The organism is Ruegeria alba (genome assembly GCF_022321465.1).
Lineage (GTDB): Bacteria > Pseudomonadota > Alphaproteobacteria > Rhodobacterales > Rhodobacteraceae > Ruegeria_B > Ruegeria_B alba.
Window position 1 is genome coordinate 122,623 of sequence record NZ_JAKOEM010000001.1, and the last position, 25,029, is coordinate 147,651.

A 25,029-nucleotide genomic window follows, 5' to 3' on the forward strand; every position below is an offset into this window, starting at 1 on the left:
ACCGGAGGCGGCGTTTTTTGTCGCGATGCGCATAAAGGCCACGACAGTCGTTTTCCTGCAAGGAAAACGCTCAGAAAATGTCCCATTTTCTGACACAGAATTTCTGAGAAATTCTGTGTCGCGTGTTTCAGCGTTCCAATTCCCGCGCCAGCGCGCAGAAGGCTTCGAGCGGGACCTGTTCGGCGCGCTCGGTGGGTTTGATCCCGGCGCTGATCAGACGATCCTCTATGTCGGGGGCCTGTCCCTTGAGCGCCGCGCGTAGCATCTTGCGGCGCTGGTTGAAGGCGGCGGCGACCACGCGGCTGAGGATCGCGGCATCGGCGGGGAAGCGCGGTTCCGGCAGGGCGGTCAGATGGACCACGGCGCTGGAGACCTTGGGGGGCGGGGTGAAGGCCTCGGGCGGCAATGACATCACGATGCGCGCCTCGGCGCGCCATTGCGCCAGCAAGGCCAGCCTGCCATAGGCCTTGGTCCCCGGTTTCGCGACGATCCGCTCGGCCACCTCACGCTGGAACATCAGTGTCAGGCTTTGCCAGAAGGGCGGCCAGTCGCGCGGGGTCAGCCAGCGCACCAGTAACTCGGTGCCCACATTGTAGGGAAGGTTGGCGGCGATGCGGATCGGTGGGCGCAAATGCGCCAGCGGGTCGATCTCGAGCGCATCGCCATTGATCACCTCGAGCCGGCCCGGATAGGCGGCAGCGATTTCGGCCAGCGCGGGCAGGCAGCGCGGGTCCTTTTCGATGGCCAGTACCCGACGTGCGCCCTCGGCCAGCAGGCCTCGGGTCAGCCCGCCCGGACCGGGTCCGATCTCCAGCACGTCGCATTCGGACAGAGTCCCCGCCTGCCGCGCGATCTTGGCGGTCAGGTTGAGGTCGAGCAGGAAGTTCTGGCCCAGCGACTTGCGGGCCGAGAGCTGGTGGCTGGCGATGACCTCGCGCAGCGGGGGCAGGGTGTCGATGGCGCTCATGATGTGTCGGGTTTAGTCGCAGCCAGGGGGGGAGTGCCAGATGTTTTCCGCCTCCGGCGGGAGTATTTGGCGCGGAATGAAGAAGCTAGCCGCTTGTGGCCATGCGCTGGGCCAGTTTCAGTGCCGCGATCAGGCTGGTCGGGTTGGCGATGCCTTTACCGGCGATATCGAAGGCGGTGCCGTGATCGGGCGAGGTGCGGATGAAGGGCAGGCCCAGCGTCACGTTTACACCCCGGTCGAAATCGAGCGTTTTGATCGGGATCAACGCCTGGTCGTGATACATGCACACGGCCGCGTCATAGCGGGTGCGGGCGGCGGCGTGGAACAGGGTGTCGGCGGGATGCGGCCCGGTGAGCGTGAAATCGCCCGTGATTTCTTGCAGCAGCGGGGCGATCCAGTCGATTTCTTCGCGCCCCATGGCGCCGCCTTCGCCCGCGTGCGGGTTCAGTCCGGCCACAGCGATCCGGGGATGGGCGATGGCGAACCGCTCACGCAACCCGGCGGCGGTGATTTCGATCGTTTCGCGCAGCAGTGCCGGGGTCAGCGTGCGGGGGACCTCGGACAGGGCAATATGGATGGTGGCGGGCACCACACGCAGCTGATCGCTGGCCAGCATCATCACCACCCGGCCACACCCCGCGAGCGCGGCGAGGAATTCGGTATGACCGGGATGGGCAAAGGCTGCGCCGTCGATCAGTGCCTTCTTGTGGATGGGGGCGGTACAGAGCGCCGAGCAGGCGCCCGATTGCACAAGCGCCACGGCGCGTTCGATGGCTGCGATCACACCGGCGGCGTTGCGCGGATCGGGGCGTCCGGGCTGGCTTGGGGCGGCAAAGGGCAGCGGCAGCACCGGCAGGGCATGGGCGGAGGCCGCTACCGCCTGCGCCGGGTCGTCAAGCAGGGCCACCGGTGTCTCGGCGGGCAGATGCGACGGGTCGCCGATCCAGGCAAAGGGACAGTCCGCGCGCAGCGCCGCCCACGCGGCGGCGGCCAGTTCCGGGCCGATCCCCGCCGGTTCGCCGCAGCTGAGCGCAATCGGGCGCATGGCCCTATTCCTCGGTGATGATGGCGTCGGCGCGCAGCTGTTCCACGAGACTCTCGGCCAGGGTTTGCAGGCGTTGCTGTGTCAGGGCGTTGGCCACATCCTCGCGCGAGGCATCGCCGCCCAGATCGCGGGTGCGGTTGCACATCATCAGAAACAACAGGGTCTGGCCATTGTTGCGGGTCAGCGCAATCGAAGTTTCGCCCGGGTCGAGCTTCGCCAGTTCCAGCGCGATATCCTGCGGTATCTCTGACGGTTTCGCACTGATCCTGTCCAGCACCTCGACCGGCTGGCCCTTGGCTACGCCATAGAGGTCGTCGCAAGTATCGACGCGCTGGCGCAGCCCTGTTGCTGCCTTCAGCGTCTCGGGGCTGCGCCCACCCGCCATCCGATAGGCGGCATAGTCGATCACGGCATAGCGGGGGGTGCCTACCGCCGCTTCGCGTAGACCGCGCATCTGGAACAGCGCCACTGCGTTAGGCAGGGTGATCGGAGACGAAATCTCGCCTGGTTCAAGTTCCAGTATCACCGGTTGCAAGGCCGGGGGCAGTTGCGCCAGCGGGATCCAGGGCATGCGGCCGCCATTCTCGCGCGTTTCGGCTGCCGAGACCTGGGCCGCGGCGCTTGAGAAGGCCTCGTAGCTGGTCAGCGCGGCGATCTGCTGGGCTACCTCGTCGACCTGATCCACGGTCTGGGGAGTAAGCGGAATGATGATCTCGGAGAGCAGCACCTGCAGTCCGCCACCGCCACCCAGGCCCAGCGCCCGGTCGATCTCGTCCGGAGTGGGGCGGGCGCGGGCCAGGAAGCGGGCGCTGACATAGTCGCGCCAGGCCATCTGCTTGCTGACGAAATCGCGCACGGTTTCGGCCGAGACGCCCTCGTTCGCGAGCGCCGCCAGGAACTCGTCGGTCGACAGGCGCGCGCGGGCGGCGAAATCGTCGATGCCCAGTTGCACGTCCTCGGGGGCCACCTCGATGCCGGCCTCTTCGACCGCCTGCATCTTGAGCGCTTCCTCGATCAGCGAGCGGCGGGCATCTTTCTGCGGATCGCCCGGGATGCGCAGCACCTCCATCAGGCGGATGCGCTGTTCCAGCTCGAAATGGGTGATCACGCCCTGATTGACGCGGATCGCCGGGCTGAACAGGCTTTGCGCCGCAACGGGGCCACCGGCCAGCGTCAGGGTCAGCGCGGCGGCGCCCAGCATGCGGGCCAGGGAGCGGGACAGGGTGGTCAGGTTTTGCTGCATGATCGCCTGTATTCTTTGTTTGCGCTCTCCACGGCAAAGCCGCTGAGGGCGATGGTAAATCCGAAATCGGTCGACGGCTCAACACTTGTCGAAGAGGTGTAGCGGCGATTGACCGAAATGTTAACCGTGACACATTCGTTTTGATAGGCAAATCCGATGCCGGCACGGGTGGCACGCGAATCCTCGATATCGTAGCGGATATTGGCAGAGGCGGTCCAATAGGGGTTCACCTTGTAGCTGCCGTCGAACCAGAACTCGGACACCGCCAGCGCCCGGTTCTCGGCCAGATCCCGGCCCAGCCACAGATAGCTGCCGCTGACGCTGGTGCGGTCATCCGTCCAGCTGCCGCGCACCTCGACCTTGGAGAAGTTGAGCGAACCGTCAAGCAGGCCGCGTGCGGTCAGGCCCAGACCCTGGGGCAGGGTGATCTGGCCGGCCAATAGCAGGTCCGAGGCGGTGCCACCCAAACCCGAAGATTTGGAGAACCGAGGATCCGACGTGCTGCGGAACACTTGGCCAACGGTCGCAAAGGCCTGCCAGCCCGAGGGCGAGAAGCGCGCCCAGTTCAGGCCGAACACCGCGCGCTTGCCTTCCTCGCGCTGATCGTTGGCGGGAAAACGAGACAGCGCCAGCAGGTTGCCCTGATCGAACTCGACAAAATTGCTCTCGCCATTGGGGAGTGGCGCGCCGGACACGTCGCTCCAGCCCAGTTGCGCAATGGGTTCCAGGAAATGGGTGCCGGTGGTGCCGCGATAGATCATCGGATAGCGCAGGGTCAGCGCGGCGCGCGGGGCGCTGCGCAGGGTGCCGCTGGCATAGTTGGAATCGTCCCAGACCCGGTAATCGTCGACCGCGACACCCATGCGCCAATCGGCGCGCAGCCCGCTGGCAAAGGTCCAGCTGCGCAGCCATTCCGCATCCAGCGTCGCCCGCGCGATATCGCGCCCGACAACATTGGCCGAGGATTGGCGCTGATGCGCATGGCCGTCAAAGGCAAGACGCACCTCGCCGCCAAGGCCGGTCGGGAAATACCGTTTCTCGGCATTGATGTCGAAGATCTCCGTGGGGATCTCGTCCTCGATCTCGCTGTCGCGCAGGGTCTCGTAATGGATCAGCCCGATGCGAAAGGCGCTGTCGCGGCGGAACCGTTCGATCGAGATCTCGCTGCGCAGTCGGTCGTATTCGGGCAGGCCGTAATCGGCCAGATAGCCGTTGTCCGAGACGGCCTGTACCCCAAGCTTCAGCTTGTAATCGTCGCGCAGGTCGAACTGGCCGGTGGCAAAGACATAGCCGCGATCCTCGCCCGGGATCAGGTCGTCGCGGGTATAGGCGCCATCGATCTCGATCCGGCCGCGGGCAAAGGCCTGGCGATAGCGCAGGTCGAGCGTCTTTGTCTTGGACGAGACATAGGGAGAAACCGTCAGGTCGCGGTGGTCGCCCAGGCGAAAGAAATACGGTACCTTGATCCCGGTGCCCAGCTGCGAGGTGGTTCGGATCGACGGGATCAGGAACCCGGTCGCGCGTTTCAGGTTCGGGTCGGGCAAGCGCATGGCCGGAAAGTAGAACACCGGTACATCCAGCACCCGGAATTGCGCGCCCTCGAAATAGAGCTGTTGTTCAAGCTGGTCGTGGACCACTTTCTGTGCCCGGATCTGCCAGAGCGGCGGCTTGCCGTTCTCGCAGACATGGCACGAGGTGACCGAGGTCTTGTAAAGCTGGGTATAGCGCCCGCCCACGCGCGTCATTTGCAGCGCGGCCAGTTGCAGCTGTTGATCGAATACCATGCGCGCGCCGGTCAACAGGCCGTCTTGCAGGGTCTTGTCCAGCTGGGCGGCATCCGCCAGCACCGTCGCCCGACCGCCCTGGTCGATGCGGATCGGTCCCTCGATGCTCAGCTGTCCCGACTGTCTGTCAAAGGTGATCTTTTGGGCCTGCAGGCGGATATCGCCCTGGAACGCCTCGACATTGCCCTCGGCGATCAATTGCCGCTCTGGCGTGATGAAGACGCTGTCGGCCACAAGGATCGCGGGCTGCACCTCGGTCTGTTCCGCGGGCACAGGGGGCAATGTCTGGGCGGTGGCGGCGCCCGCCAGATGCAGGCAGGCGACGCCAGACAACAGGGTGGAAAGCAGCGCCCGCATCAGCCGTCCTCCGCATGCAGCAAGAGGCCAAAGGTCAGCAGGATCGCCGCCACCGGCGGCGCCCAGGCGGCCAGCGCCACGGGGATTTGCCCGTTCTCGCCCAGTATCTGCGCGAAGTTGCGGGTGAAATAGAGGGTAAAGCCCAGCAACACCGCCGACAGAACCGCCAGCCCGGTGCCGCCGAAACGCGTATGGCGCATGGTAAAGGCCGCGCCCACCAGCACCATCGACACCAGAAACAGCGGTCGGGCCAGCTCGACCTGCAACCAGACCTTGTGCCGCTTGGTCGAAAAGCCCGCCTGTTGCAGCTGTTCGATGGTCTGGGGCAGGTCATAGATTGACACCGTCTCGCGCCGGCCCAGACTGTCGCGGATACGCTCTTGCGTCAGCGAAGTCGGCATCTCGATCCGGTCGTGATAGACGGCGTTGGCCTCGGGGTTCTGTCCCACCTTCAGGGGCCAGACCTTGGCCTTGTTCAGCAGCCATTTGCCTTCCTGCAACTGGGCGCTTTCGGCGATGGTGCGCCGCTGGGCGCTGCCCTCGGGGCCAAAGCTGAGGATGGTCACGTCAAAGAGGGTCACCCCGTCGCCACCAAAGCCGGTGGCATGGATCACCGACTGGCCGCTGCTATCGCCCTGGCGCAGCCACAACCCTTCTTCGCTGAGCGATAGCACCGACGGGCCGCCGTTGCGATAGGTGTCGGCAAGGCTCTGATACCGAACGGCGGTCGCGGCCACGATGGGGTTCAGCGTGGTCACCGCCAGCACCCCGATCACCATCGCCACCAGCACCGGCCCGACCAGCGCCCGGATCCCCGAGCGCCCGATGGCGCGGGTCACCACCAGTTCGGAGCTGCGGGCCAGTCCGACAAACAGCACGATGGTCGACAGGATCATCAACAGCGGCAGGATCTCGCTGATCGCGGCAGGGGCGTTCAGCAGGGTCAGCCCAAGAAGCTGGCCAATGCCGACATCGAATCCCTCGAAGCGGCGGAGCTGTTCGATCAGGTCGATCAAAAGGACCAGCCCTAGGAACACCAGCCCAATCACCAGAAAACTCTGGATGAAGCGGCGGGCGAAGTAGCGGTCCAGAATCATGCTGCACCCCGGTCAGGAAACGGGCGCATAGTGAAATTCGACTGTGTCGCGTCAAGGCGCGCGCGAAGCGGCAACAGCGGCACTCTGCCGTATCGTGACACTGCGATACCCCCGGAACGGTCTGTCGATTGGGCCGGACCTTAATGCAATTGATCGGCGGGGAAAACTGCTATCTGGCCAAGATGCGGTGGGCAGGCTACCTCTAGGCGGACAGATGTTGAGGAGAGACCGAATGACCAGCCCCACCCCGATCCGTTTCGAGATGCCCGACCTGGACGCGATGGCCACCGCGACCGGACGCGTTGCGGTGATCGTGCCGCCCGAGGGCAAACTTGATCCGGGCGCTCGCCGGGCCAACCGGCTGACGCGCGGGGCGCTGGCGCGGCTGGTCGAAAGCGACCGGTTCGCCAAGGTGAAACCGGGGCAGGTGGTGTCGCTGGCCTGGCCTGCGGGCATGGCCGCCGAGGCGCTGGATGTGCTGGTGCTGCCGCGCCGCGCCGATGCGCTGACCGCCCGCAAGGGGGGCGCGGCACTGGCCAAGCTGGCGGGCGGCAAGCCGCTGTTGCTGATGGCGGGCGGTCAGGTCCGGGCCGAGCAGCTGGCGCTGGGCATCGCCCTGCGCGCCTATGATTTCACCGCTCATAAATCCAAACCCGAGGATGAGGCTGCCGAGGCTGCTGATGCCTCGGTCACCATCGCCCACACCAAGGCCGAGGAGGTCGCCACCGCCTATGCGCCGCTGGCGGGCCTGGCCGAGGGTGTGCACATGACCCGCGATCTGGTCAACGAACCGGCAAACGTGCTGACCACCACGGAATTTGCCAACCGCCTCAAGGAGATGGAGGCGCTGGGGCTGGAGGTCGAGGTGCTGGAGGAGGACGAGTTGGCCAAACTGGGCATGCGCACGCTGCTCAGCGTCGGGCAGGGCTCGGACAGCCCGTCGAAGGTGGTGGTGATGCACTGGAAGGGCGGCCACAAGGAGGCCGCCCCGCTGGCGCTGGTGGGCAAGGGCGTGGTGTTCGACACCGGTGGCATCTCGCTGAAACCCGCCGCCGGGATGGAAGACATGACCATGGACATGGGCGGCGCCGGTGTGGTCGCGGGCACCATGCGGGCGCTGGCGCTGCGCAAGGCCAAGGCCAATGTGGTGGGCCTGGTGGGCCTGGTTGAAAACATGCCCTCGGGCCGGGCCACCCGGCCGGGCGACGTGGTGAAATCCATGAAAGGCGACACGGTCGAGATCATCAACACCGATGCCGAGGGGCGGCTCGTGCTGTGCGACGTGATGTGGTACGCGCAGGAGCGGTTCAAGCCCGTCGGCATGATCGACCTTGCCACCCTGACCGGTGCGATCATCATCGGGCTGGGCCACGAGAATGCCGGCGTCTTCTCGAACGACGACACGCTGTGCAACGCCTTTCTGAAATCGGCGGGCGAAGAGGGCGAGGGCGCCTGGCGGATGCCGCTTGGTCAGGCCTATGACGATATGCTGAAATCGCGCATCGCCGACATGAAGAACGTGGGCGGGCGCCCGGCGGGCTCGATCACCGCGGCGCAGTTCCTGGCCCGCTTCGTGCAGGAGGGCACGCCCTGGATCCATCTCGACATCGCCGGGGTCGCCTCGGTCACCGCCGAGACCGACATGGCGCCCAAGGGTGCCACAGGCTGGGGCGTGCTGGCGCTGAACCGTCTGGTGGACCGGCTGGCAGAGTGATCCGATGGGGGCCGCCTATTTCTATCACCTGACCCGCAATCCGCTCGAGGCGACTTTGCCGGTGCTGCTGACCAAGGCACTGGGCGCGGGCTGGCGGGTGGCGGTGAGGGGGACCGATCCGGGGCGGCTGGGTTGGCTGGACGAAAAGCTGTGGCTGGGGCCCGATGACGGGTTCCTGCCGCATGGGCTGGCGGGGGGCGCCCATGACGCCGACCAGCCGGTGCTGCTGACCACCGGCGCGGATGCGCCCAATGGCGCGCGCTGCGTGATGAGCATTGATGGCGCCTCGGTCACCGCAGAGGAGGTCGCCACGCTGGAGCGGGTCTGTATCCTGTTCGACGGCACCGATCCGCAGGCGGTCGAGGCCGCGCGCGGCCAGTGGCGGGCGCTGACATCGGCGGGCTGCGCGGCGCAATACTGGTCCGAGGAATCGGGCCGGTGGGAGAAGAAGGCTGAGGCGGGCGGCTGAGCCTGCCGGACCGCATGGTCTGTTTTTCATTGATATCTGCGGGGAACTGACCGATAGGGGCAGGGTCGCGCCTGTCGCGGTCCAAGGCGCCCAGTGCAGGTTGTGACACTGGCCCGTCGGTGCGCAAGCAATCTGTTGTCATGGCCCAATCGCCCCGCCGGGGCCTGAACCGATGGCAGGGCCAGATGACCGATACCTCCGTTTCCCGCAACGCGGCGACCGCCTCCGCGCCGGTCCGGCTGATCAAGCGTGTGGTGCTGGTCCTGATCGGGCCGTTCTATTTCCTGTTCATCGCCTTCGTGCCGCTGCTTTGCGCCCGGCGGCGCGGGTTTCGCGGCTGGTATTGGCGGCTGGTCAAGCGCGCCTGTTCGCGGCTGTTGTGGTTGCTGGGCATCCGGGTCGAGATCACCGAGGCCGAGCGCGCCGCGCTAGCACAGGATCGCGACAGCATCATCGTGATCAACCATCGCAGCCATCTGGACGGGTTCGCGCTGATGGACGCGGTGCCGGATGCGAAATGGTTCACCTTTGCCGCCAAGAAGGAACTCTGCCGCCACCCGCTGCTGCGCACCGGTTTCACCGGCGCCGGTCTGGTCGAGATCGACCGCAAGAACGGCAGCCTGGCGATGGAGACGCTGGGCGCGGCGGTGCGCGAAATGCCCGCCCGCCGCTCGGTGGTGCTGTTCCCCGAGGGCACCCGCGCGCGCGGCGAGTCGCTTGGCCCGTTCAAGGCGGGCGCGGTTCTGGCGGCGCGCGACAGTGGCCGCAGCATCCGGCCCATCGTCATCCACGCCTCGGACCGCCTGTTGCCGCGTGGCCGATTCCTGCCCCAAGGCGGGGTGATCCGGGTCGAGGTGCTGGAGCCCTTTGTCTGCGACCCTACCGCGCCGGTCGATGCCGATGTGGCGCGGCTGCGCGCGGCGATGCTGGCGGCGTTCGACCGGGCCTGAGGCGGGGCCTCAGCCCGCCAGCTGCCGCATCAGCCGCCCCGGCGCGTGCGGCAGGGCCAGCCCGGCCTGCGTCGCCATGTGCCAGGCCAGCGCCAGGTTGGAACTGACCACCGGAATGCCCAGCTCTGCCTCGATCTCGTCGATCACATCCAGCGTGCGCAGGTTGGTGCAGCTCAGGAACAGCCCGTCCAGACCGCCGCGCCGCCCCAGTTCCAGCGCCGCCGCCCGGATCGAGGCCGGGTCGATCCGCGCCACACGCGCCTCGCTCGACTCGCCGAAGCTGAGGGTTTCTGGCGTCTCGACCCCGGCCGCGCCCAAGGCGTGCCGCACCGGTTCGGCCACCGAGGCGACATAGGGCGACACGATGCCCAGACGGGTGATGCCCAACGCACGCAGCGCCGCGCGCGCCGCGGTCAGCGGATCGGTGCTGGCCTGTGTGTCGCAGGCGCCCCGGATCAGCTCGGCCACCCGGTCCGGCCCGATCATCGTGGCGCCCGAGGTGCAGGCATAGCCCACCGTCGAGAACGCCACCGAGGGCGGCAGCAGGCTGGCCGCGTGCGGCAGGTCGCGTTCCATCTGGCGCAGGGTCTCGGGCGTCACGTCCGCGCCCGAGGGGATGCGGGTGACATAGAGCGCCTGATCGGGGGCCGCGAAAAGGCGCTGGAAATCCTGCTCGACCGTCTCGTCGGCCTGCAACACGATCAGTCCCAGCGTGGCGGCGCTGCCAATCGGGGTGGTCAATTGGTAGGGAAAATGGCTCATGCGGGCAACTCCGGCAGATCGGCGGGGGCGCGGCGGCTGAGCAATTCGGGCCCGCTGTCGCGCAAGACGATGTTTTCCTCGTGTACCAGAATGCGGCCCGGTGCAATCTCGGCGCCCGGTTCCAGCGTCAGCACCATGCCGGCGCGCAGCTCGGTCGTGTCCTTGGGTGTGAACGAGGGCCATTCCGTCAGCGTCAGACCCAGCCCGTGGCCCAGCCGACCGCCGCCCGGCTGCGCGCCGCGTTTGCGCAGGCCCTCGGTCAGGATGCGATGGGCGTCGCGGGCCAGCATGCCGGGGCGCAGCTGCGCCAGCGCGTCCTCGGTCGCGGCATGGAGGGCGGCATGGGCGCGGCGGGCGTCATCCGGGGCAGGGCCGATGGCATAGTTGCGGTCGAAGTCGCAGAAATAGCCGTCCTTCACCGCACCGGTATCCAGCATCAGGATATCGCCGGAGGCCAGCGGGCGGGCATCGGCGGGAGAGATCACGTCGCCATAACCACCCGGACCGGCACCACCGGCCACATAGCTGACCCAGTCGGCGCCATGGTCCAGAAGCATCGCCTGAAAGGCGCGGAACACCCGGTCCAGCGGCTCGCCGCCGCGCGCGAAGTCGTGCACGTTGTCGAACGTGTCCGAGGCGATGGAACAGATCGCGCGGATCTTGTCGATCTCGGCTTCGGACTTGATCTCGCGCACGCGCTGCACCACGGCGGTGGCGTTCGTCATGCGGCGCGGCGCCAACCGGTCGGCCAGACGCAGATAGTCGCCCAGCGGCATCCGCAGATGGGTTTCCAGCCCCATCGGCAGACCGATGGCGCCGTTTGCGGGCACCATGGTGGCCAGCGACTCGGCCAGCAGACTGACCCCGTCATCGACAGGGTCGGGCGCGTCCCAGGTGCGAATGTCGGTGATCCAGGTGCGGCCCATCAGATCGGCGCCGATGGCCGGGATCACCGCCACCGGATCGCCCGCGCGGGGGATCAACAGGAACCACGGTCGCGCCGGGCTTTCCCAGAACCGAGTCAGGAATCCGGTGACATAGAACACATCCGCAGGCGAGGTCAGGATCAGCGCGTCATGGCCGCCCTGCTCCATTTCTGCCTGCAAGGCGCCGATACGGCGCCGGTATTCCTGGGCCGGAAAGATCAGCGAGGTTTCAGCCATGGTGGTTTGTCTCCGGCGGGTCACTGCGCGCGATCCTTGCCGGTCCGGCCTCAGGTTGCAGCACCGGTTGCGGCGCGGGATGGTCCGCCCGCGACACCTGCGCCGGTATCATGCGGGTTTTGCCGCCACCACCACGTTGGGCACATGCGGAAAGCGCAGGGCCTTGCCGTGGTGGCAAGAGCCGAACCCGGCGAGGATATCGGAATGCAATGCTGCACGCGCCTCTGGTGACAGGGCGGCGATCCGCTCGCTGGCGGGAGTCGCGGCCATCAGCCCATTGACAAAGGCGCCCGCGTCCCTGGCATTCAGCTCGAGCGTGACCGCCTGGACCGAGACCGGGTCGAACCCGGCATCCGTAAACAAGGCACCTGTTTCCTCCGGGTCGGCAAATCCGCAAACCGCGCGGATCGCGTTTGCCTCGTCCGCGTCCAAATGAACGGCGAATGCCTTGACCTGTGCCCGCATAAGCGGGTTTTCCTCAAGCCCGCGCGCCATGCAGAATACCGCCTTGCCGCCGGGGCGCAGGACCCTGAAACATTCGGCCACCGCACCCGGCTTGTCGGGAAAGAACTGAAGCCCCTGCTGACAGATCACCGCATCGAACCGCCCCGCGTCAAAGGGCAGGCCGGCGGCATCGGCCTGGCGATAGGTGATGTTTTGCCCGGCGGACTGTGTTTCGGCCTGCGCCAGCATTCCTGGATTATGGTCCGCCCCGCAAACCCGCACCCCCCGTGTTGCCGCCATACGGGCAACGATGCCGGTGCCACAGGCCAGATCGAGCAGTTCCGCGCCCTCGGACAACGCCGCGCGCGACAGCAGCTCTTGCGCCCAGGGGGTGAAAATGACGGGAACAAGAAATTCCTCGTAGCGTTCGGGCATCGACCCGCTCAACTGCCATTGCTGGTTGGACATGAGTGGCCTCCCTTCATGGATATCACCCATTTGGCGGCATCTGGCCCCGCGCGGTCAACGATTAAGACCGTCCCACAGCGTTTCAGCGGCTCAGAACCAGTGTCCCACCCGCGATCTGGATACTGCTGAACCGTTGCAGATAGTCCATGCCCAGCAGCGATTCGGCCATGTCGCCCTCGTTGACCCAGGCGGTGACGCCCTGATCGGTGAACCCGCCCAGCTGCACCTGGCCCAGTTTCACCGGCGCGGTGCGCACCTCGCCATTGGCGGTATAGGCGCGCCCGAAATAGTTGAGCGCGGATGTGTCGATGCCCAACCGTTCGGCATCCGCATGGCTCAGCACCACCTGGCTGGCGCCGGTATCGACCAGAAAGCGCAGCGGTTTGTCCTCGACAAAAAGGGTTGCATAATAGTGGCCGTCCGGGCTGCGCGGGATCTCGACCCGGTTGTCGCTGACCGAGATGCGTGGCGTGCCAGCTACCGTGCCGCGAATGTCGTCCCACAGGCCCACCATCGCGATCACGCCGACAAAGATGAAAACCCAGGCCATCGCCATCTGCATCGCTTTGCCCAGGCTGGCGCGTCGCTGGCTGATGAACCAGAACAACAGCGCCGCGACAAGCAGCATCAGATAGATCAGGCGGGCGAAATCGTCAGCGACCATGGCGGGCCTTTCCTGTGGGTATTCTCCCGATATGGGGTGTCAGCCGGCAAAGCCAAAGGCCCTGAGCCCGTCGAGGATGAATTGCACCGCCAGCGCCGCCAGCAGCATGCCCAACAGGCGGGTGACCACGTTCAGCCCGGTCTTGCCCAGAAGTCGCCCCAGGAGGCCGGAGATCAGATAAAGGAAGAGCACTACCGCCAGCACCGCCAGCATCACCCCGATCACCGTGGCCAGCCCCTCGGCGCCCGGATGCTGTCCCGCCAAGAGGATCATGGTGGCGATCGAGCCGGGACCGGCGATCAGCGGAATGCCCAGCGGGAACACCGAGGGGTCGGCGTGCTCCTCGGCCTCGGCCCGGTCCTCGCGCCGCTTGGTGCGCCGCTCGAACAGCATGTCGAGCGCGGTGAGGAACAGAAGAACGCCGCCCGCGACGCGAAAGGCGGGCATCGAGATGCCGACAAAGCCCAGCACCGCTTCGCCAAAGGCCGCGAACATGGCGAGGATCCCCGCCGCCGTCAGGCAGGCGCGCAGCGCGATGGCGCGTTTGGTGCGGCTGTCCATGCCCTGGGTCAGCGCCATGAAGATCGGCGTCTGGCCCGGCGGGTCGATCACCACGAAAAGCGTGGTGAAGGCGGTGATCAGAAAGGCGGTGTCGATCATGTCCCCTCCGTCTGCTGGGGCGCGGTCAGGTCGAACCGCTTGCCCACGGCGCCGTCAAGCGCGCGCCAGGTCTGAAAACCCAAAGCGGTGTAATAGGCCAAACCCTGTGGGTTGCTGGCGCCGATGGTGGCGTCGATATGGGCCAGCCCGGCGCGGCGTGCCGCGGCTAGTGTTTCACCAAACAGCGCCCGCCCGATGCCCCGGCGGCCCGCATCGCCCGCCACATAGGTGCCGATGATGCCCCAGCCGGCGGGCAGGTCATAATCGTTCCGGGCGCGCGCGACTTTCAGCGACTGAAAGCCCAGGATGTGCGCGCCCTCGCAGGCCACGGCACAGCTCAGCCGGTCGGGATGGGCGATGTAATGGCCCAGAACGGTCGCCGCATCGCCCCGGCGGGCACTGTTCCAGCCGGTCAGGATCGGTTGCAATACCGCGCTCATCGCGGCGGCATCCGCTGCCTCTGCCTGCCGGACGATCATGTCGCCTGCGCCGCGTCGAGCTTCTCCTGCGCGTCCATCCACAGGGTCTCGGCCCGCTCCATCGCGTCTTTCAGTTCCGCATATTTGCGGTTCCAGACTTCGAGATCAGCGACCTTGTCATCGGCGTATAGCGCGGGATCGGCCAGCTTGGCGGCGAGTTTGTCGTGCATCTCGGACAGCTTCTCGACCCGTTCCTCGCATTTGCGCAGCTCGGCCCGCAGTGCCAGAACCGTGTCGCGACTGGCGCGCTTGGGCTTGGCCTCGGCCGGTTTGGCTGGTTCCGGCTTGTCGCGCGCCAGAAGGAAGTCGCGATAGGCCTCAAGATCGCCCTCGAAGGGTTTCACCGACCCGTCCGAGACCAGCCACAGCCGGTCGGCCACAAGGCTGAGCAGGTGCATGTCGTGGCTGACCAGGATCACCGCGCCGGTATAATCGGTCAGCGCCTCGACCAGCGCCTCGCGGCTTTCGATATCGAGGTGGTTGGTCGGCTCGTCGAGGATCAGCATGTGCGGCGCATCAAGCGTGGCGATCAGCAGGCTCAGTCGCGCCTTTTGTCCGCCCGAAAGCCGCCCCACCGCTGTTTCCGCCTGTTCGGGGCCAAGGCCGAAGCCCGCCAGCCGCGCCCGCCATTTAGCCGGGGCCTCGCCCGGGCGCAGGCGGCGCAGGTGGTCGAGCGGGGTTTCATCAACGTAAAGCTCGTCGACCTGATGCTGGGCGAAATAGCCAATGCGCAGCTTGGGCGAGCGGGTCATCCGCCCCGCCATCAGCGGCAGCCGGTCCGAGAGCAGTTTCGACAGGGTGGATTTGCCCTGACCGTTCTTGCCCAACAGCGCAATCCGGTCATCCTGATCGATGCGCAGGTTCAGCCGTTTCAGAACCTCGGTTTCGCCATAGCCCGTAACCCCGCCTTCGAGATGGATGATCGGGGGCGACATTTCCTCGGGCTTGGGAAAGGTGAAGGCACGCAGCGCGGCCTCTTGCGGGCTGCTGATCGGCTGCATCCGGGCCAGCGCCTTCAGACGCGACTGTGCCTGCTTGGCCTTGTCCGCCTTGTACCGGAAGCGGTCGACATAAGATTGCAGATGCGCGCGGCGCGCCTCCTGCTTCTTGGCCATCGCCTGGGCCTGAGCGAGGTTTTCGGCCCGCTGGCGGGCGAACTGGTCATAGGGCCCCTGATAGAGGGTCAGTTTGCGATCCTCGAGATGCAGGATCGCGCCGACGGCACGGTTCAACAGCCCGCGGTCGTGGCTGATGATGATCACCGTATGGGGGTATTTCGCCAGATAGCTCTCCAGCCACAGCGCCCCTTCGAGGTCGAGATAGTTGGTCGGTTCATCGAGCAGCAGCAGGTCGGGCTGTGAAAACAGCACCGCCGCCAGCGCCACCCGCATCCGCCAGCCGCCCGAGAAATCGGAGCAGGGTTTGAGCTGTTCGTCATCGTCGAACCCGAGCCCCTTGAGGATCGAGGCGGCGCGCGCCGGCGCGCTCCAGGCGTCGATATCGGCCAGACGGGTCTGCACCTCGGCGATGCGGGTGGGGTCGGTGGCGGTTTCGGCCTCGGCCATCAGCGCGCCCCGTTCGGTATCGGCGGCCAGAACCGTGTCGAGCAAAGACACGTCCGAGGCGGGCGCCTCTTGCGCGACGCCGCCGATGCGGGCGCGGCGGGGCAGGGCAATCTCGCCGGTCTCGAGCGCCAGTTCGCCCCGGATCAGGCGAAAGAGCGTGGTCTTGCCGGTGCCGTTGCGGCCCACCAGTCCGACCTTGTGGCCATCGGGGATGACGGCGCTGGCGCCGTCGAACAGCGGCCGGCCCTCGACCGCGTAAGTGATGTTATCGATCCTCAACATGGGCGCGCTCATAACAGACAGGTGAAGGGGCCGCCAGCGGCTTGGGCCCGTTGTCGGGATGGTCAGGCGCACGCGACCGTGATAGCGCAGAGAGACCGCCCCATCCGCCGGATCCCGCCCATGCGTCCCGCCACCAACCCGCCGCATCTGATCACGCTTGTTCTTGCCACCGCGCTGGCGGTCCTGACATTGAACATGTTCCTGCCCTCGCTGGCGCATATCGCCTCGGATTTCGGGGTGGACTATGCGCTGGCGAACCTGTCGATCGCGGGATACCTGATCGTTACCGGGGTGTTGCAGCTGATCATGGGCCCCTTGTCCGACCGCTATGGGCGGCGTCCGGTTCTGTTGTGGTCGATGGGTGTTTTCGCGCTGGCCTCGGTCGGATGCGCGCTGGCCGAGAATATCTGGGTCTTTCTCGGGTTCCGGATGGTGCAGGGCGCGGTGATCGCGGGGCAGGTCCTGCCGCGGGCGGCGCTGCGCGATCTCTACCCGCCGTCACAGGCGGCGGCGCGGCTGGGGCAATTGTCGATGGCGATGGCGCTGGCGCCGATGCTGGGGCCGATGCTGGGCGGCGTGCTGGAGAGCCTGTTTGGCTGGCGGGCCGGGTTCGTTCTCTATGCCGCCTTGGGGTTTGCGATGCTGGCGCTCGTCTGGGCGGATATGGGCGAAACCAACCAGAACCGCTCGGCCACCTTCGGGGCACAGATGCGGCAATACCCCGAGCTGTTCGGATCACGCCGGTTCTGGGGCTACAGCCTGTGTGCCGCCTTCTCGGTGGGGGGCTTTTACGCCTTCATCACCGGAGCGCCCATGGTCGCGGCGGCTGCGTTCGACCTAAGCCCGGCGATGCTGGGCCTTGGGATCGGTATCATCACCCTGGGTTTCATGGCAGGCAACTTCGTCACCGGGCGCATCGCGCCGCGTGTGGGGCTGATGCCGCTGATCGTGGCCGGGCGCTGGGTGGCGAGCCTGGGGCCGCTGTTGGGGCTGGTGCTGTTTCTTGTCGGTCTGGGATCGGTCTGGGTATTCTTTGCCTCGGCCATTTTCGTGGGCTTTGGCAACGGGCTGACGCTGGCCAATGCCAATGCCGGTCTGATGTCGGTGCGCCCGCATCTGGCTGGCAGCGCCTCGGGCCTGTCTGGCGCGCTGACCGTGGCGCTGGGGGCGGCGCTGACCACGGCAACGGGTGTGGTCGTGAATGCCCAGAACGCGCCCTATGCCGTTCTGGGGCTGATGCTGGCCGCCAGCCTGCTCAGCCTTGTCGCCGCGCTCTACACACGCTGGGTCGACCTGCGTGACCCTCTGACCGAGACCTGACCCGACAATCCCCGTATCCGGGTCCGGATTTGCCATCATGGCACTTTCCTTGTGCGTTCCATCATGATAGGCGGCGCGCGATACATCCGGCGCGAAAGGCGCGCCGCCAGATTCAAGGAGAGCCCCGATGGCACTGGAACGCACCTTTTCGATCATCAAGCCCGATGCAACCCGCCGCAACCTGACCGGCAAGATCAACGCCAAGTTCGAGGACGCCGGCCTGCGCATCGTCGCGCAGAAGCGCATCCACATGACCAAGGAACAGGCTGGCAAGTTCTACGAAGTGCACGCAGCGCGCCCGTTCTATGATGAACTGTGCGAATTCATGTCCTCGGCTCCGGTCGTGGTGCAGGTGCTGGAAGGCGAGAACGCCATTGCCAAGAACCGCGAAGTGATGGGCGCCACCAACCCCGCCGACGCGGCCCCCGGCACCATCCGTGCCGAGTTCGCCGAGTCGGTCGGCGAGAACTCGGTGCACGGCTCGGACGCGCCGGAAACCGCCGCTGTCGAGATCGCCTATTTCTTCTCGGGTATCGAACTGGTCGGCTGAGCCACCGGTCACCGGACCTGAACGAACAGGAAAAGCCGCCCCGGTTTCGAGGGCGGCTTTTTCATTACGCGGGGAGGGGGCGCTGCCCCCATCGCGCCATGGGCGCGATTCCCCCGGGATATTTGCGGCAAGAGGAAAGAGCAGATCTGCGTCAGGATTGCGGGCGCAGATCCTCGGGGCGGACGCGGACGCCCAGTGCGTCGAGTTCTGCCACCAGTTTGCTGGCCGGGGCGGGTTTGGTCGCCGCCTTGATCGCGTCGAAACGGACGCGCAGCTCGGCCTTTTCCTTGCCCTTGCAATCGTTCCAGGGGCGGCCTTGCAGTCCCATCACCAGCACATAGTAGCCGATGAAATGCGGCTTGCTGCCAGCGGCCAACAGCCGGGCATAGGCCGCATCGGCGCCCAGCGCGCGCAGTTCTTCGGCCGAGTGGATACCGGCACGGGCACAGGCTTCGTCCATGGCGGGGCCGAGATTGCGGATCGAGGAAACGGGATCGGTCATGGCGGCACCATAGCTCTGGGTCGCTGACCTGTCATCGAAACTTGTCCGGAGGGCGGCGGCGCGATACTCACGGTTTCGTGAGGGGAGATATGCGGATGTTGAAACGGCTTTTTTACAAGTCGCGCAGGTTTTATGACGACGATTTCGATTGGGAGTCCTATACCGCCGACAGTTACGAGCGGCGCCTGAAAGGCGACGTGGAACCGCTGTACAAGGCGATTTCGGGCGAGGGGGACCTGAGTTTCGATGCCGTGAGCGGGCAGGTCGCGGTGCAGGGAGAGGCGCTGCATCCCAATGTGCAGTTGATCCTTGAGACCATCGGGCAGCTTGCGCCTGAGTCGGTTCACGAGGTGGGCTGCGGCGGTGGCGATCATGTGGCGCATGCGGCGCGGCTCTTTCCCGGTATCAGGGTGACCGGTGGTGATCGGGGGCATACTCAGCTAAGCTTGGCGCTATCGCGCCATCCGGAACTGGCGGGCCGGCTTGGGGTGCAGGATATCACCATGCCGTTCTCCCACCAATGGCCGCGTGCGGACCTGGTCTATAGCCAGGCAGTGATCATGCATATCCACACAGCGGTCAGTCACTTCGTGGCGCTGGCCAACATGGTACGGCAGGCGCGCGACCATGTGTTGCTGGTCGAAAACGTGCAATGCCACAATTTCGTGGCCGACCTGCGCGCCCTCGCCGCAGGCGGGCATCTGGATTGGGAACAGGTGCATCTTTATCGTGTGCGTGGGTCGACCGGAGCGCAGGGTATCTTGTTGTCGCGTCAGGAGCTCGACCGTCCGGTGCTGGCTTCGGATGCGGAGTTGCGCCGGGACGAGCGGGTTTCGCCCCGACGGTTGAAGCGATCGGACGAGGATAGTGCCCGGGCGCTGACCGGCTGGAGCAGGGCGTGGCCGGGTGGGCCACAGGGAGGCACGGAATGAGCGAAGCTGTGACGGTATCGGAGATCGAAACCCTGGATTTGACGGCGCCGCCTCCCGGGTTTCTGGAGGATCCGTTTCCCTTTTATGATGCGCTCTTGGCCCATGCGCCGGTGTTGGCGCAGCCGGACGGGTCGGTGCTGCTCAGCCGGCATGCGGATCTGGACCGCATCTATCGTGACACCACGCTCTATTCCTCGGACAAGAAGGCGGCCTTTGGTCCCAAGTTCGGGGTCGGCTCGCCGCTGTTCGAACATCACACCACCTCGCTTGTGTTCAACGACCCGCCGCTGCACACGCGGGTGCGCAAGATCATGACCTCGGCGCTGACACCGCGCGCCATCGCGCGGATGGAACCGGGGCTGATCGAGACGGTGGATCACCTGCTGGACGCAATGGCCGGGCGCGACCGGGTGGACCTGATCGCCGATTTCGCCTCGACCATTCCGATCCAGATCATCGGCAACCTGCTGGATGTGCCGATGAACGAGCGCGGGCCGCTGCGCGACTGGTCGCTGATCATCCTGGGCGCGCTGGAACCAAAGCTGAGCGCCGAGCAGCTGGCGCAGGGCCAGCGGGCTGTGACCGAGTTCAAGACCTATCTCGAGGATCTGGTGGCGCGGCGCCGCGCAAAACCGGGTGACCCGGAAACCGATGTGCTGACCCGGCTCATTCGAGGCGAGGGCGCTGATCAGCAGTTGTCGGAAATCGAGCTGCTGCAAAACTGTATCTTCATCCTGAATGCCGGTCACGAGACCACCTCGAACCTGATCGGCAACGGACTGGCGCTGTTGCATGACTACCCCGAGGAACGCGCCCGGCTGCTGGCCGATCCGGCGCTGCTGCCCTCGGCGGTCGAAGAGATTCTGCGCTTCCGTTCGCCCAACCAGTTGGGCAATCGCGAGACCACCGCCGAGATCGAGCTGGACGGGCTTCGCCTGCCCAAGGGGACCAACCTGCATCTGTGCATCGGGGCGGCCAATCGCGATCCGGCGGTGTTCGACGATCCGACCCGGTTCGACATCGCGCGCAAGCCGAACCGGCATCTGGCCTTTGCAGGCGGGCCGCATGTCTGTGTCGGGCTGACGCTGGCGCGGCTCGAAGGGCGGATCGCACTGGGCCGGCTGCTGGAGCGGTTTCCCGACTACCAGTTGCTGGACGGCCGTGTGCCCGGCGGGCGCATCCGGTTTCATGGCTATGCGGAGCTGCCCGCGCGCCTGTAAGCGGGTGGCGTCGGCTCAGGCGCCGCGCGGCAGGATCAAACGTGCCTCCAGCCCCGGCGCGCGGTTTTCGGCCTCGAAGCTGCCGCCATGCATGCGGGCAATGGCGGCGACCAGCGCCAGGCCCAGGCCCGAATTACCGCCCGTGCGCGACGGGTCGAGCGTGACGAAGGGTTCGGCCAGGCGGGAGAGGTCCTCTTCGGGGACGCCGGGACCCTGGTCGCGCACAGCCAGCACTATGTTCGATCCGGTTTCAGTCACGGTCAGCGAGACCGTGCTGCCCGCGGGCGCATAACGCAGCGCGTTGTCGAGCAGGTTGGACAGGGCCTGCGCCAGCAGGGCCGGGTGGCCGGGCAGGGTCGCCGCGCCGGCCTCGACCGTCAGGGTCACGCCGGTCTCGGCGGCGAGCGGTTCATAGAACTCGCCCAGATTGCGGGCCAGCGCGGCCAGATCCACCGGCTCGAATTCCTCGCGCCCCAGCCCCGCCTCGGCGCGCGAGATCTCGGTCAGTTGCGAAAAGACCCGCAACAGGTGGTCCACCTCGGCCAGGGCGCGGGCGCCGTCGGCGCCGCGCTCGTCGGGCTCGCGGTCGGGGTCGGTCAGCGTCTCGACCCGCTGGCGCAGCCGCGACAGGGGGGAGCGCAGGTCATGGGCGATGGAATTCGAGGTGGTGCGCAGATGGCCCACCAGTTCCTCGATCCGGTCGAGCATCTCGTTCAGGGTTGCCGCCATGCGGTCGAACTCGTCCCCGGTGCCGCGCAGCGGGATGCGGCGGCCGAGATCGCCCGAGACGATCTCTCCGGCGGTGCGCGAGATGTCCTTGAGTCGCGAGAACACCAGCCGCGTCAGCAGCCAGCCGGTCAGCAGGCTGAGCGCTAGCGCCGCCAACAACGCCAGCCCGACCGAGCGCAGCAGCACCCGGTCGAATTGCCGCCGGGCCGAGGCGTCGCGCCCCACCAGCAGCCCCTCGCCGCCGGGCAGGCGGATCGAGGCGGCCGAGACCGGCACGCTTTCACCGGATTCGGTGCGGATCAGATCCAGTTCGATCCAGCCGCTGCCCGCCGTCACGCCGGGCGGCCAGCGCACCAGATTGCCCGCCAGCACCGCACCTCCGCGATCGGTCAGCAGGTAGAGGGCATCGCGCTCGCTGGCGTCCTGGCTGCGCCGCTCGATCGCGGTCAGCAGGCCGATGACACCCAGTCGTTGATATTCATCCGCCAGCCCGGCCAGTTCGGCAGTCACGACCGAGCGGGTCTCGCCCGCGATGGTTCGGTTGGCGGTGACATAGACCAGTGCCAGCACCGCCACCGTCATCGCCGTGCTCAGCACCATGCTGAGCAGCACCAGCCGGGTGCGGGCATTTCGCATCAGGACCAGCGGCTTAGCCATCGGAGATCATGTAGCCCGCACCGCGTACGGTGGTGATCAGCGGCACCTCGGCGCCCTCGTCGATCTGGCGCCGCAGCTTCGAGATATGCACGTCCACGATATTGGTGTTGGGGTCGAAATGGTAATCCCAGACCCCCTCCAGCAGCATTGTGCGGGTGATCACCCGGTTCTTGCGGCGCAGGAAGAATTCGAGGATCTGGAATTCGCGCGGGGTCAGGGTGATCTCGCGCCCGGCGCGGGTCACCTTGCGGCGCATCAGGTCCATCTCCAGATCGCGACAGGTCAGCGTCGTGGCCTCTTGCGTGTCCTGCGGGCGGCGCAGCAGCGCCTCGACCCGGGCCAGCAGCTCCTGAAACGAGAAGGGTTTGACCAGATAGTCGTCGGCGCCCGCGCGCAGCCCCTTGACGCGCTCGTCCACCGCGCTCATCGCCGTCAGCATGATGACCGGGGTGTTCAGCCCTGCGGCGCGGACCGACTTGATCAGCGCCAGCCCGTCAAGCCCGGGCAACATCCGGTCCAGCACCATCGCGTCAAAGCCGCCATCGGTGGCGTGATAAAGGCCATCGCGCCCGTCTGCGGCACATTCCACGGCAAAGCCCTCCTCGGCAAAACCCTTTGCGAGGAAGTCGCGCGTTTCGGGGTCATCCTCGACGATCAGCACACGTCGGCTCATCTCAATGGTCCTCTTTTCCGATGGATATACAGGGGCGAGGCGGCAAATGCACGTGCCGGGCGCGGATGGGACGCGCCCGGCAGATCCGGGACCGAAAGGCACATAACATGGCCCGGATCCAGACCCGGCGTGCGGGGGCACGGCCGGGTCAGCGACCTGTCGGTCAGGTGATCTTGACCGCGAGAAAGATCTGGTTGCCGCCGCGGTTGATCAGCATCAGCGCCGGATCGGTCTTTTCACTTTCCAGCGCCTGTTTCAGCGCCGCCGGGCTGGCGGTGTCGGCGCCGCCCAGCCGCAGGATCACGTCGCCGGGTCGCAGGCCGGCGCGGGCGGCGGGGCCGTCGGGCGCGATATCGGTGATCAGCACGCCGCCGGTGTCGCTGTCCAGCCCGGCGCCCTTGCGGGCCTCTTCGCTCAACGGCGAGACGGTCAGGCCGAGGCCGGGCGCGTCGGCCGGGCCGTCGGCGCTGGCGGGGATCACCTCGGCGCTGGGCTGATGGGTGCCGATGGTGACGGTGATATCCTGCGCCTTGCCATCGCGCATCACCCGGATACTGGCGCGGGTTCCGGATTCGGTCGCGCCCACCAGCCGGGGCAGGTCGGCGCTGCTGCGCACCGGTTTGCCCTCGAAGGCGACGATCACGTCACCGGGGCGCAGGGTGCCGTCCGAGGGGCCATCGGCCACGACCTCGGACACCAGCGCACCGGAGGTCCCGTCAAGGCCCAGCGCGGCGGCGATATCGGCGCCAAGGTTCTGGATCGACACGCCCAGCCAGCCGCGATCGACCCGACCGTCTTCGCGCAGGTCCGAAATCACGTGATCAACGATGTTCGAGGTGACGGCAAAGCCCAGGCCGACCGACCCACCCGAGGGCGAATAGATCACCGAGTTCACGCCCACGACCTCGCCCGCCATGTTGAACAGCGGTCCGCCCGAATTGCCCTTGTTGATGGCGGCGTCGGTCTGGATGAACTCGGCATAGGGTCCGTCCGAGATATTGCGCCCCTTGGCCGAGACGATGCCGGTGGTCACGGTCGAGCTGAGGCCAAAGGGGTTGCCCACGGCCACCACATCCTCGCCCACTCGGATCGCGTCGCTGTCACCCAACGTGACGGCGGGCAGCGCCTCGCCCGCCTCGATCCGCAGCAGCGCCAGATCGGTCAGCGGGTCGGTGCCGACCACCTGGGCTGTGAACTCACGGTCATCGCTGAGGCGGACAGTGACCCGGTCGGCGCCGTCCACCACGTGATTGTTGGTGACGATATAGCCCTCGGTGTCGAGGATGAAGCCCGAGCCGAGCCCCTGGCGCGGGCCGCTATCGGGCATCGGCATGCCGCGCGGGCCGCCGAACTGGTGAAAGAACTCCTCGAACGGGGTGCCTTCGAAGGGCGAAGGCTGCGCGCCGGTCGGGCGCGGTGCGGCGTCCTGGCTGGCCAGCACGGTGACCACGCTGGGGGCGACCTGTTCGACCAGATCGGCCAGCGCCTCGTCGGCGCTGACGGGCAGGGTCGCGCTGGTCAGCAGCAGCGCACCCAGGGCAGGGGCGGCAGCCCAGGCGGGCAGCGAGGGGGTCAGTTTGCGGGACATGCGGATGCTCATCTTGGTCTCCTGTCTCTGGTCCGGTCCGGGCCGGGTTCGAGACAGAGATAGCGGCGCATTCTGAGGCCGGGCTGAGCCGGGGATTAAGAAAAGTTAATTCGTACCCCCCTGAGACTGATCCTCCACAAACATGTTTGCGCGAAATGTCTGAACAACTTGAACTTGATTCGATCATTGCCGGCTTTGGATTGTTCCCGTTCTTTCAAAGAACCACGCCGTGAGCTAGTATTGGACACCTCGCCGCTGTCAATTGTGGCAAAATCAAGGCGCTTCCCAAGGCTAGAGAGCCGTATGCGGATGACGGCAGATTGTTCTGAAAACAGAAACAAATGCCCGAAGCGCGATCGCACGATTTTCTTTCAAAGTTGAGGAAAATGGGGGAGGGCGCGATTCTTCGCGAAGGGAGAAGTTTTTATAATGGAAACAGCAATCAACCCAGGAGAGAGTTCGATTGCAGCTATGTCGGGGCAGAGTTGGTCGCGTTGGCGGAATGGGGCAAATTTTGGACCCTTTTTCGCTTTGTCCGTCTCCAAGGCTCCGCTAATCATGAATGCAGCCCAACTGGGGGGGGCGATGTCTGTTGGTCACGGGGGCGACCGCACAACTTGGCGTCTTGAAGACGTGAGAAGGATGCGCGTTCGCGCAACGGCTGCATTGGTCGTTTGTGGCGAGGGAATAATCGGTGCGCCATCGCGTGCCGAAACAAGGCAGTCTTGCTTTGCGCCAGCTTTCT

General features: G+C 66.3%; 23 protein-coding genes. 7 read left to right on the forward strand and 16 right to left on the reverse strand.

What is annotated here, in order from left to right; genetic code table 11:
- Positions 1-127: 127 nt before the first annotated feature.
- The 5 genes from rsmA to lptG form a co-directional block, all read right to left on the reverse strand.
- Positions 128-967 (reverse strand): 16S rRNA (adenine(1518)-N(6)/adenine(1519)-N(6))-dimethyltransferase RsmA, encoded by an 840-nt coding sequence (gene rsmA / locus MB818_RS00630; protein ID WP_234136413.1) that lies wholly within the window; start codon positions 965-967, stop codon positions 128-130.
- 85 nt (positions 968-1,052) lie between these two features.
- Complete coding sequence (gene pdxA, locus MB818_RS00635) at positions 1,053-2,012, reverse strand: 4-hydroxythreonine-4-phosphate dehydrogenase PdxA (RefSeq protein WP_234237209.1); 960 nt, start codon at positions 2,010-2,012, stop codon at positions 1,053-1,055.
- Between the two features lie 4 nt (positions 2,013-2,016).
- Positions 2,017-3,255, reverse strand: a complete 1,239-nt coding sequence (locus tag MB818_RS00640) for a peptidylprolyl isomerase (protein WP_234162410.1) — start codon at positions 3,253-3,255, stop codon at positions 2,017-2,019.
- Positions 3,240-5,396 (reverse strand): LPS-assembly protein LptD, encoded by a 2,157-nt coding sequence (locus MB818_RS00645; RefSeq protein ID WP_238903493.1) that lies wholly within the window; start codon positions 5,394-5,396, stop codon positions 3,240-3,242. Before MB818_RS00645 ends, MB818_RS00640 begins: the two co-directional genes overlap by 16 nt.
- Complete coding sequence (gene lptG / locus MB818_RS00650; protein WP_234136417.1) at positions 5,396-6,493, reverse strand: LPS export ABC transporter permease LptG; 1,098 nt, start codon at positions 6,491-6,493, stop codon at positions 5,396-5,398. Before lptG ends, MB818_RS00645 begins: the two co-directional genes overlap by 1 nt.
- Before the next feature lie 232 nt (positions 6,494-6,725).
- On the opposite strand from lptG, the gene MB818_RS00655 reads away from it, so the two are divergent.
- The 3 genes from MB818_RS00655 (at position 6,726) to MB818_RS00665 (ending at position 9,626) form a co-directional block, all read left to right on the forward strand.
- Positions 6,726-8,207: a leucyl aminopeptidase gene (locus MB818_RS00655; protein WP_238903495.1), complete on the forward strand. Its 1,482-nt coding sequence runs from the start codon at positions 6,726-6,728 to the stop codon at positions 8,205-8,207.
- A 4-nt stretch (positions 8,208-8,211) separates the two neighbouring features.
- Complete coding sequence (locus tag MB818_RS00660) at positions 8,212-8,676, forward strand: DNA polymerase III subunit chi (RefSeq protein WP_234136419.1); 465 nt, start codon at positions 8,212-8,214, stop codon at positions 8,674-8,676.
- Between the two features lie 140 nt (positions 8,677-8,816).
- A complete protein-coding gene (locus MB818_RS00665; RefSeq protein ID WP_238903497.1) occupies positions 8,817-9,626 on the forward strand; it encodes a lysophospholipid acyltransferase family protein in 810 nt (269 codons plus the stop codon).
- A gap of 9 nt (positions 9,627-9,635) precedes the next feature.
- On the opposite strand, the gene MB818_RS00670 is transcribed toward MB818_RS00665, so the two are convergent.
- From MB818_RS00670 to MB818_RS00700, 7 genes are all read right to left on the reverse strand, one after another.
- Positions 9,636-10,388 carry a maleate cis-trans isomerase family protein gene (locus MB818_RS00670; RefSeq protein WP_234183759.1) on the reverse strand — a complete coding sequence of 251 codons (753 nt, stop codon included), beginning with the start codon at positions 10,386-10,388 and terminating at the stop codon, positions 9,636-9,638.
- Positions 10,385-11,551 (reverse strand): M24 family metallopeptidase, encoded by a 1,167-nt coding sequence (locus tag MB818_RS00675; RefSeq protein WP_234215877.1) that lies wholly within the window; start codon positions 11,549-11,551, stop codon positions 10,385-10,387. Before MB818_RS00675 ends, MB818_RS00670 begins: the two co-directional genes overlap by 4 nt.
- A gap of 108 nt (positions 11,552-11,659) precedes the next feature.
- Positions 11,660-12,463: a class I SAM-dependent methyltransferase gene (locus MB818_RS00680; protein WP_238903499.1), complete on the reverse strand. Its 804-nt coding sequence runs from the start codon at positions 12,461-12,463 to the stop codon at positions 11,660-11,662.
- Positions 12,464-12,545: 82 nt separating this feature from the next.
- Positions 12,546-13,127: a retropepsin-like aspartic protease family protein gene (locus MB818_RS00685; RefSeq protein ID WP_238903501.1), complete on the reverse strand. Its 582-nt coding sequence runs from the start codon at positions 13,125-13,127 to the stop codon at positions 12,546-12,548.
- Positions 13,128-13,166: 39 nt separating this feature from the next.
- Positions 13,167-13,787, reverse strand: a complete 621-nt coding sequence (locus MB818_RS00690; protein WP_234145018.1) for a MarC family protein — start codon at positions 13,785-13,787, stop codon at positions 13,167-13,169.
- Complete coding sequence (locus MB818_RS00695; RefSeq protein WP_238903502.1) at positions 13,784-14,266, reverse strand: GNAT family N-acetyltransferase; 483 nt, start codon at positions 14,264-14,266, stop codon at positions 13,784-13,786. The genes MB818_RS00690 and MB818_RS00695 overlap by 4 nt, the downstream gene beginning before the upstream one ends.
- Positions 14,263-16,113, reverse strand: coding sequence for an ABC-F family ATP-binding cassette domain-containing protein (locus tag MB818_RS00700; RefSeq protein ID WP_238903504.1), 1,851 nt, complete (start codon positions 16,111-16,113; stop codon positions 14,263-14,265). The genes MB818_RS00695 and MB818_RS00700 overlap by 4 nt, the downstream gene beginning before the upstream one ends.
- 120 nt (positions 16,114-16,233) lie before the next feature.
- On the opposite strand from MB818_RS00700, the gene MB818_RS00705 reads away from it, so the two are divergent.
- Together MB818_RS00705 and ndk are read left to right on the forward strand one after the other, a co-directional pair.
- Positions 16,234-17,433 carry a multidrug effflux MFS transporter gene (locus MB818_RS00705; protein WP_234162413.1) on the forward strand — a complete coding sequence of 400 codons (1,200 nt, stop codon included), beginning with the start codon at positions 16,234-16,236 and terminating at the stop codon, positions 17,431-17,433.
- 127 nt (positions 17,434-17,560) lie between these two features.
- Entirely contained in the window at positions 17,561-17,983 is a 423-nt protein-coding gene (gene ndk / locus MB818_RS00710; RefSeq protein ID WP_238903506.1) for a nucleoside-diphosphate kinase, read from the forward strand.
- Positions 17,984-18,134: 151 nt separating this feature from the next.
- Here ndk and MB818_RS00715 read toward each other — a convergent pair whose 3' ends face one another.
- On the reverse strand, positions 18,135-18,485 hold the full coding sequence (locus MB818_RS00715; protein WP_234136427.1) for a TfoX/Sxy family DNA transformation protein: 351 nt from the start codon (positions 18,483-18,485) through the stop codon (positions 18,135-18,137).
- Positions 18,486-18,580: 95 nt separating this feature from the next.
- Here MB818_RS00715 and MB818_RS00720 point away from each other — a divergent pair, with 95 nt between their 5' ends.
- The gene (locus MB818_RS00720; protein ID WP_234136428.1) at positions 18,581-19,417 is read left to right on the forward strand and encodes a class I SAM-dependent methyltransferase; all 837 of its coding nucleotides are present in this window, start codon (positions 18,581-18,583) and stop codon (positions 19,415-19,417) included.
- The gene (locus MB818_RS00725; RefSeq protein ID WP_238903508.1) at positions 19,414-20,637 is read left to right on the forward strand and encodes a cytochrome P450; all 1,224 of its coding nucleotides are present in this window, start codon (positions 19,414-19,416) and stop codon (positions 20,635-20,637) included. The genes MB818_RS00720 and MB818_RS00725 overlap by 4 nt, the downstream gene beginning before the upstream one ends.
- 15 nt (positions 20,638-20,652) lie before the next feature.
- On the opposite strand, the gene MB818_RS00730 is transcribed toward MB818_RS00725, so the two are convergent.
- From MB818_RS00730 to MB818_RS00740, 3 genes are all read right to left on the reverse strand, one after another.
- Positions 20,653-22,023 (reverse strand): sensor histidine kinase, encoded by a 1,371-nt coding sequence (locus MB818_RS00730; protein WP_234162414.1) that lies wholly within the window; start codon positions 22,021-22,023, stop codon positions 20,653-20,655.
- Positions 22,016-22,696 (reverse strand): response regulator transcription factor, encoded by a 681-nt coding sequence (locus MB818_RS00735; protein WP_234166332.1) that lies wholly within the window; start codon positions 22,694-22,696, stop codon positions 22,016-22,018. Before MB818_RS00735 ends, MB818_RS00730 begins: the two co-directional genes overlap by 8 nt.
- A gap of 163 nt (positions 22,697-22,859) precedes the next feature.
- Positions 22,860-24,296: a DegQ family serine endoprotease gene (locus tag MB818_RS00740; RefSeq protein WP_234175931.1), complete on the reverse strand. Its 1,437-nt coding sequence runs from the start codon at positions 24,294-24,296 to the stop codon at positions 22,860-22,862.
- Between the last annotated feature and the right edge of the window lie 733 nt (positions 24,297-25,029).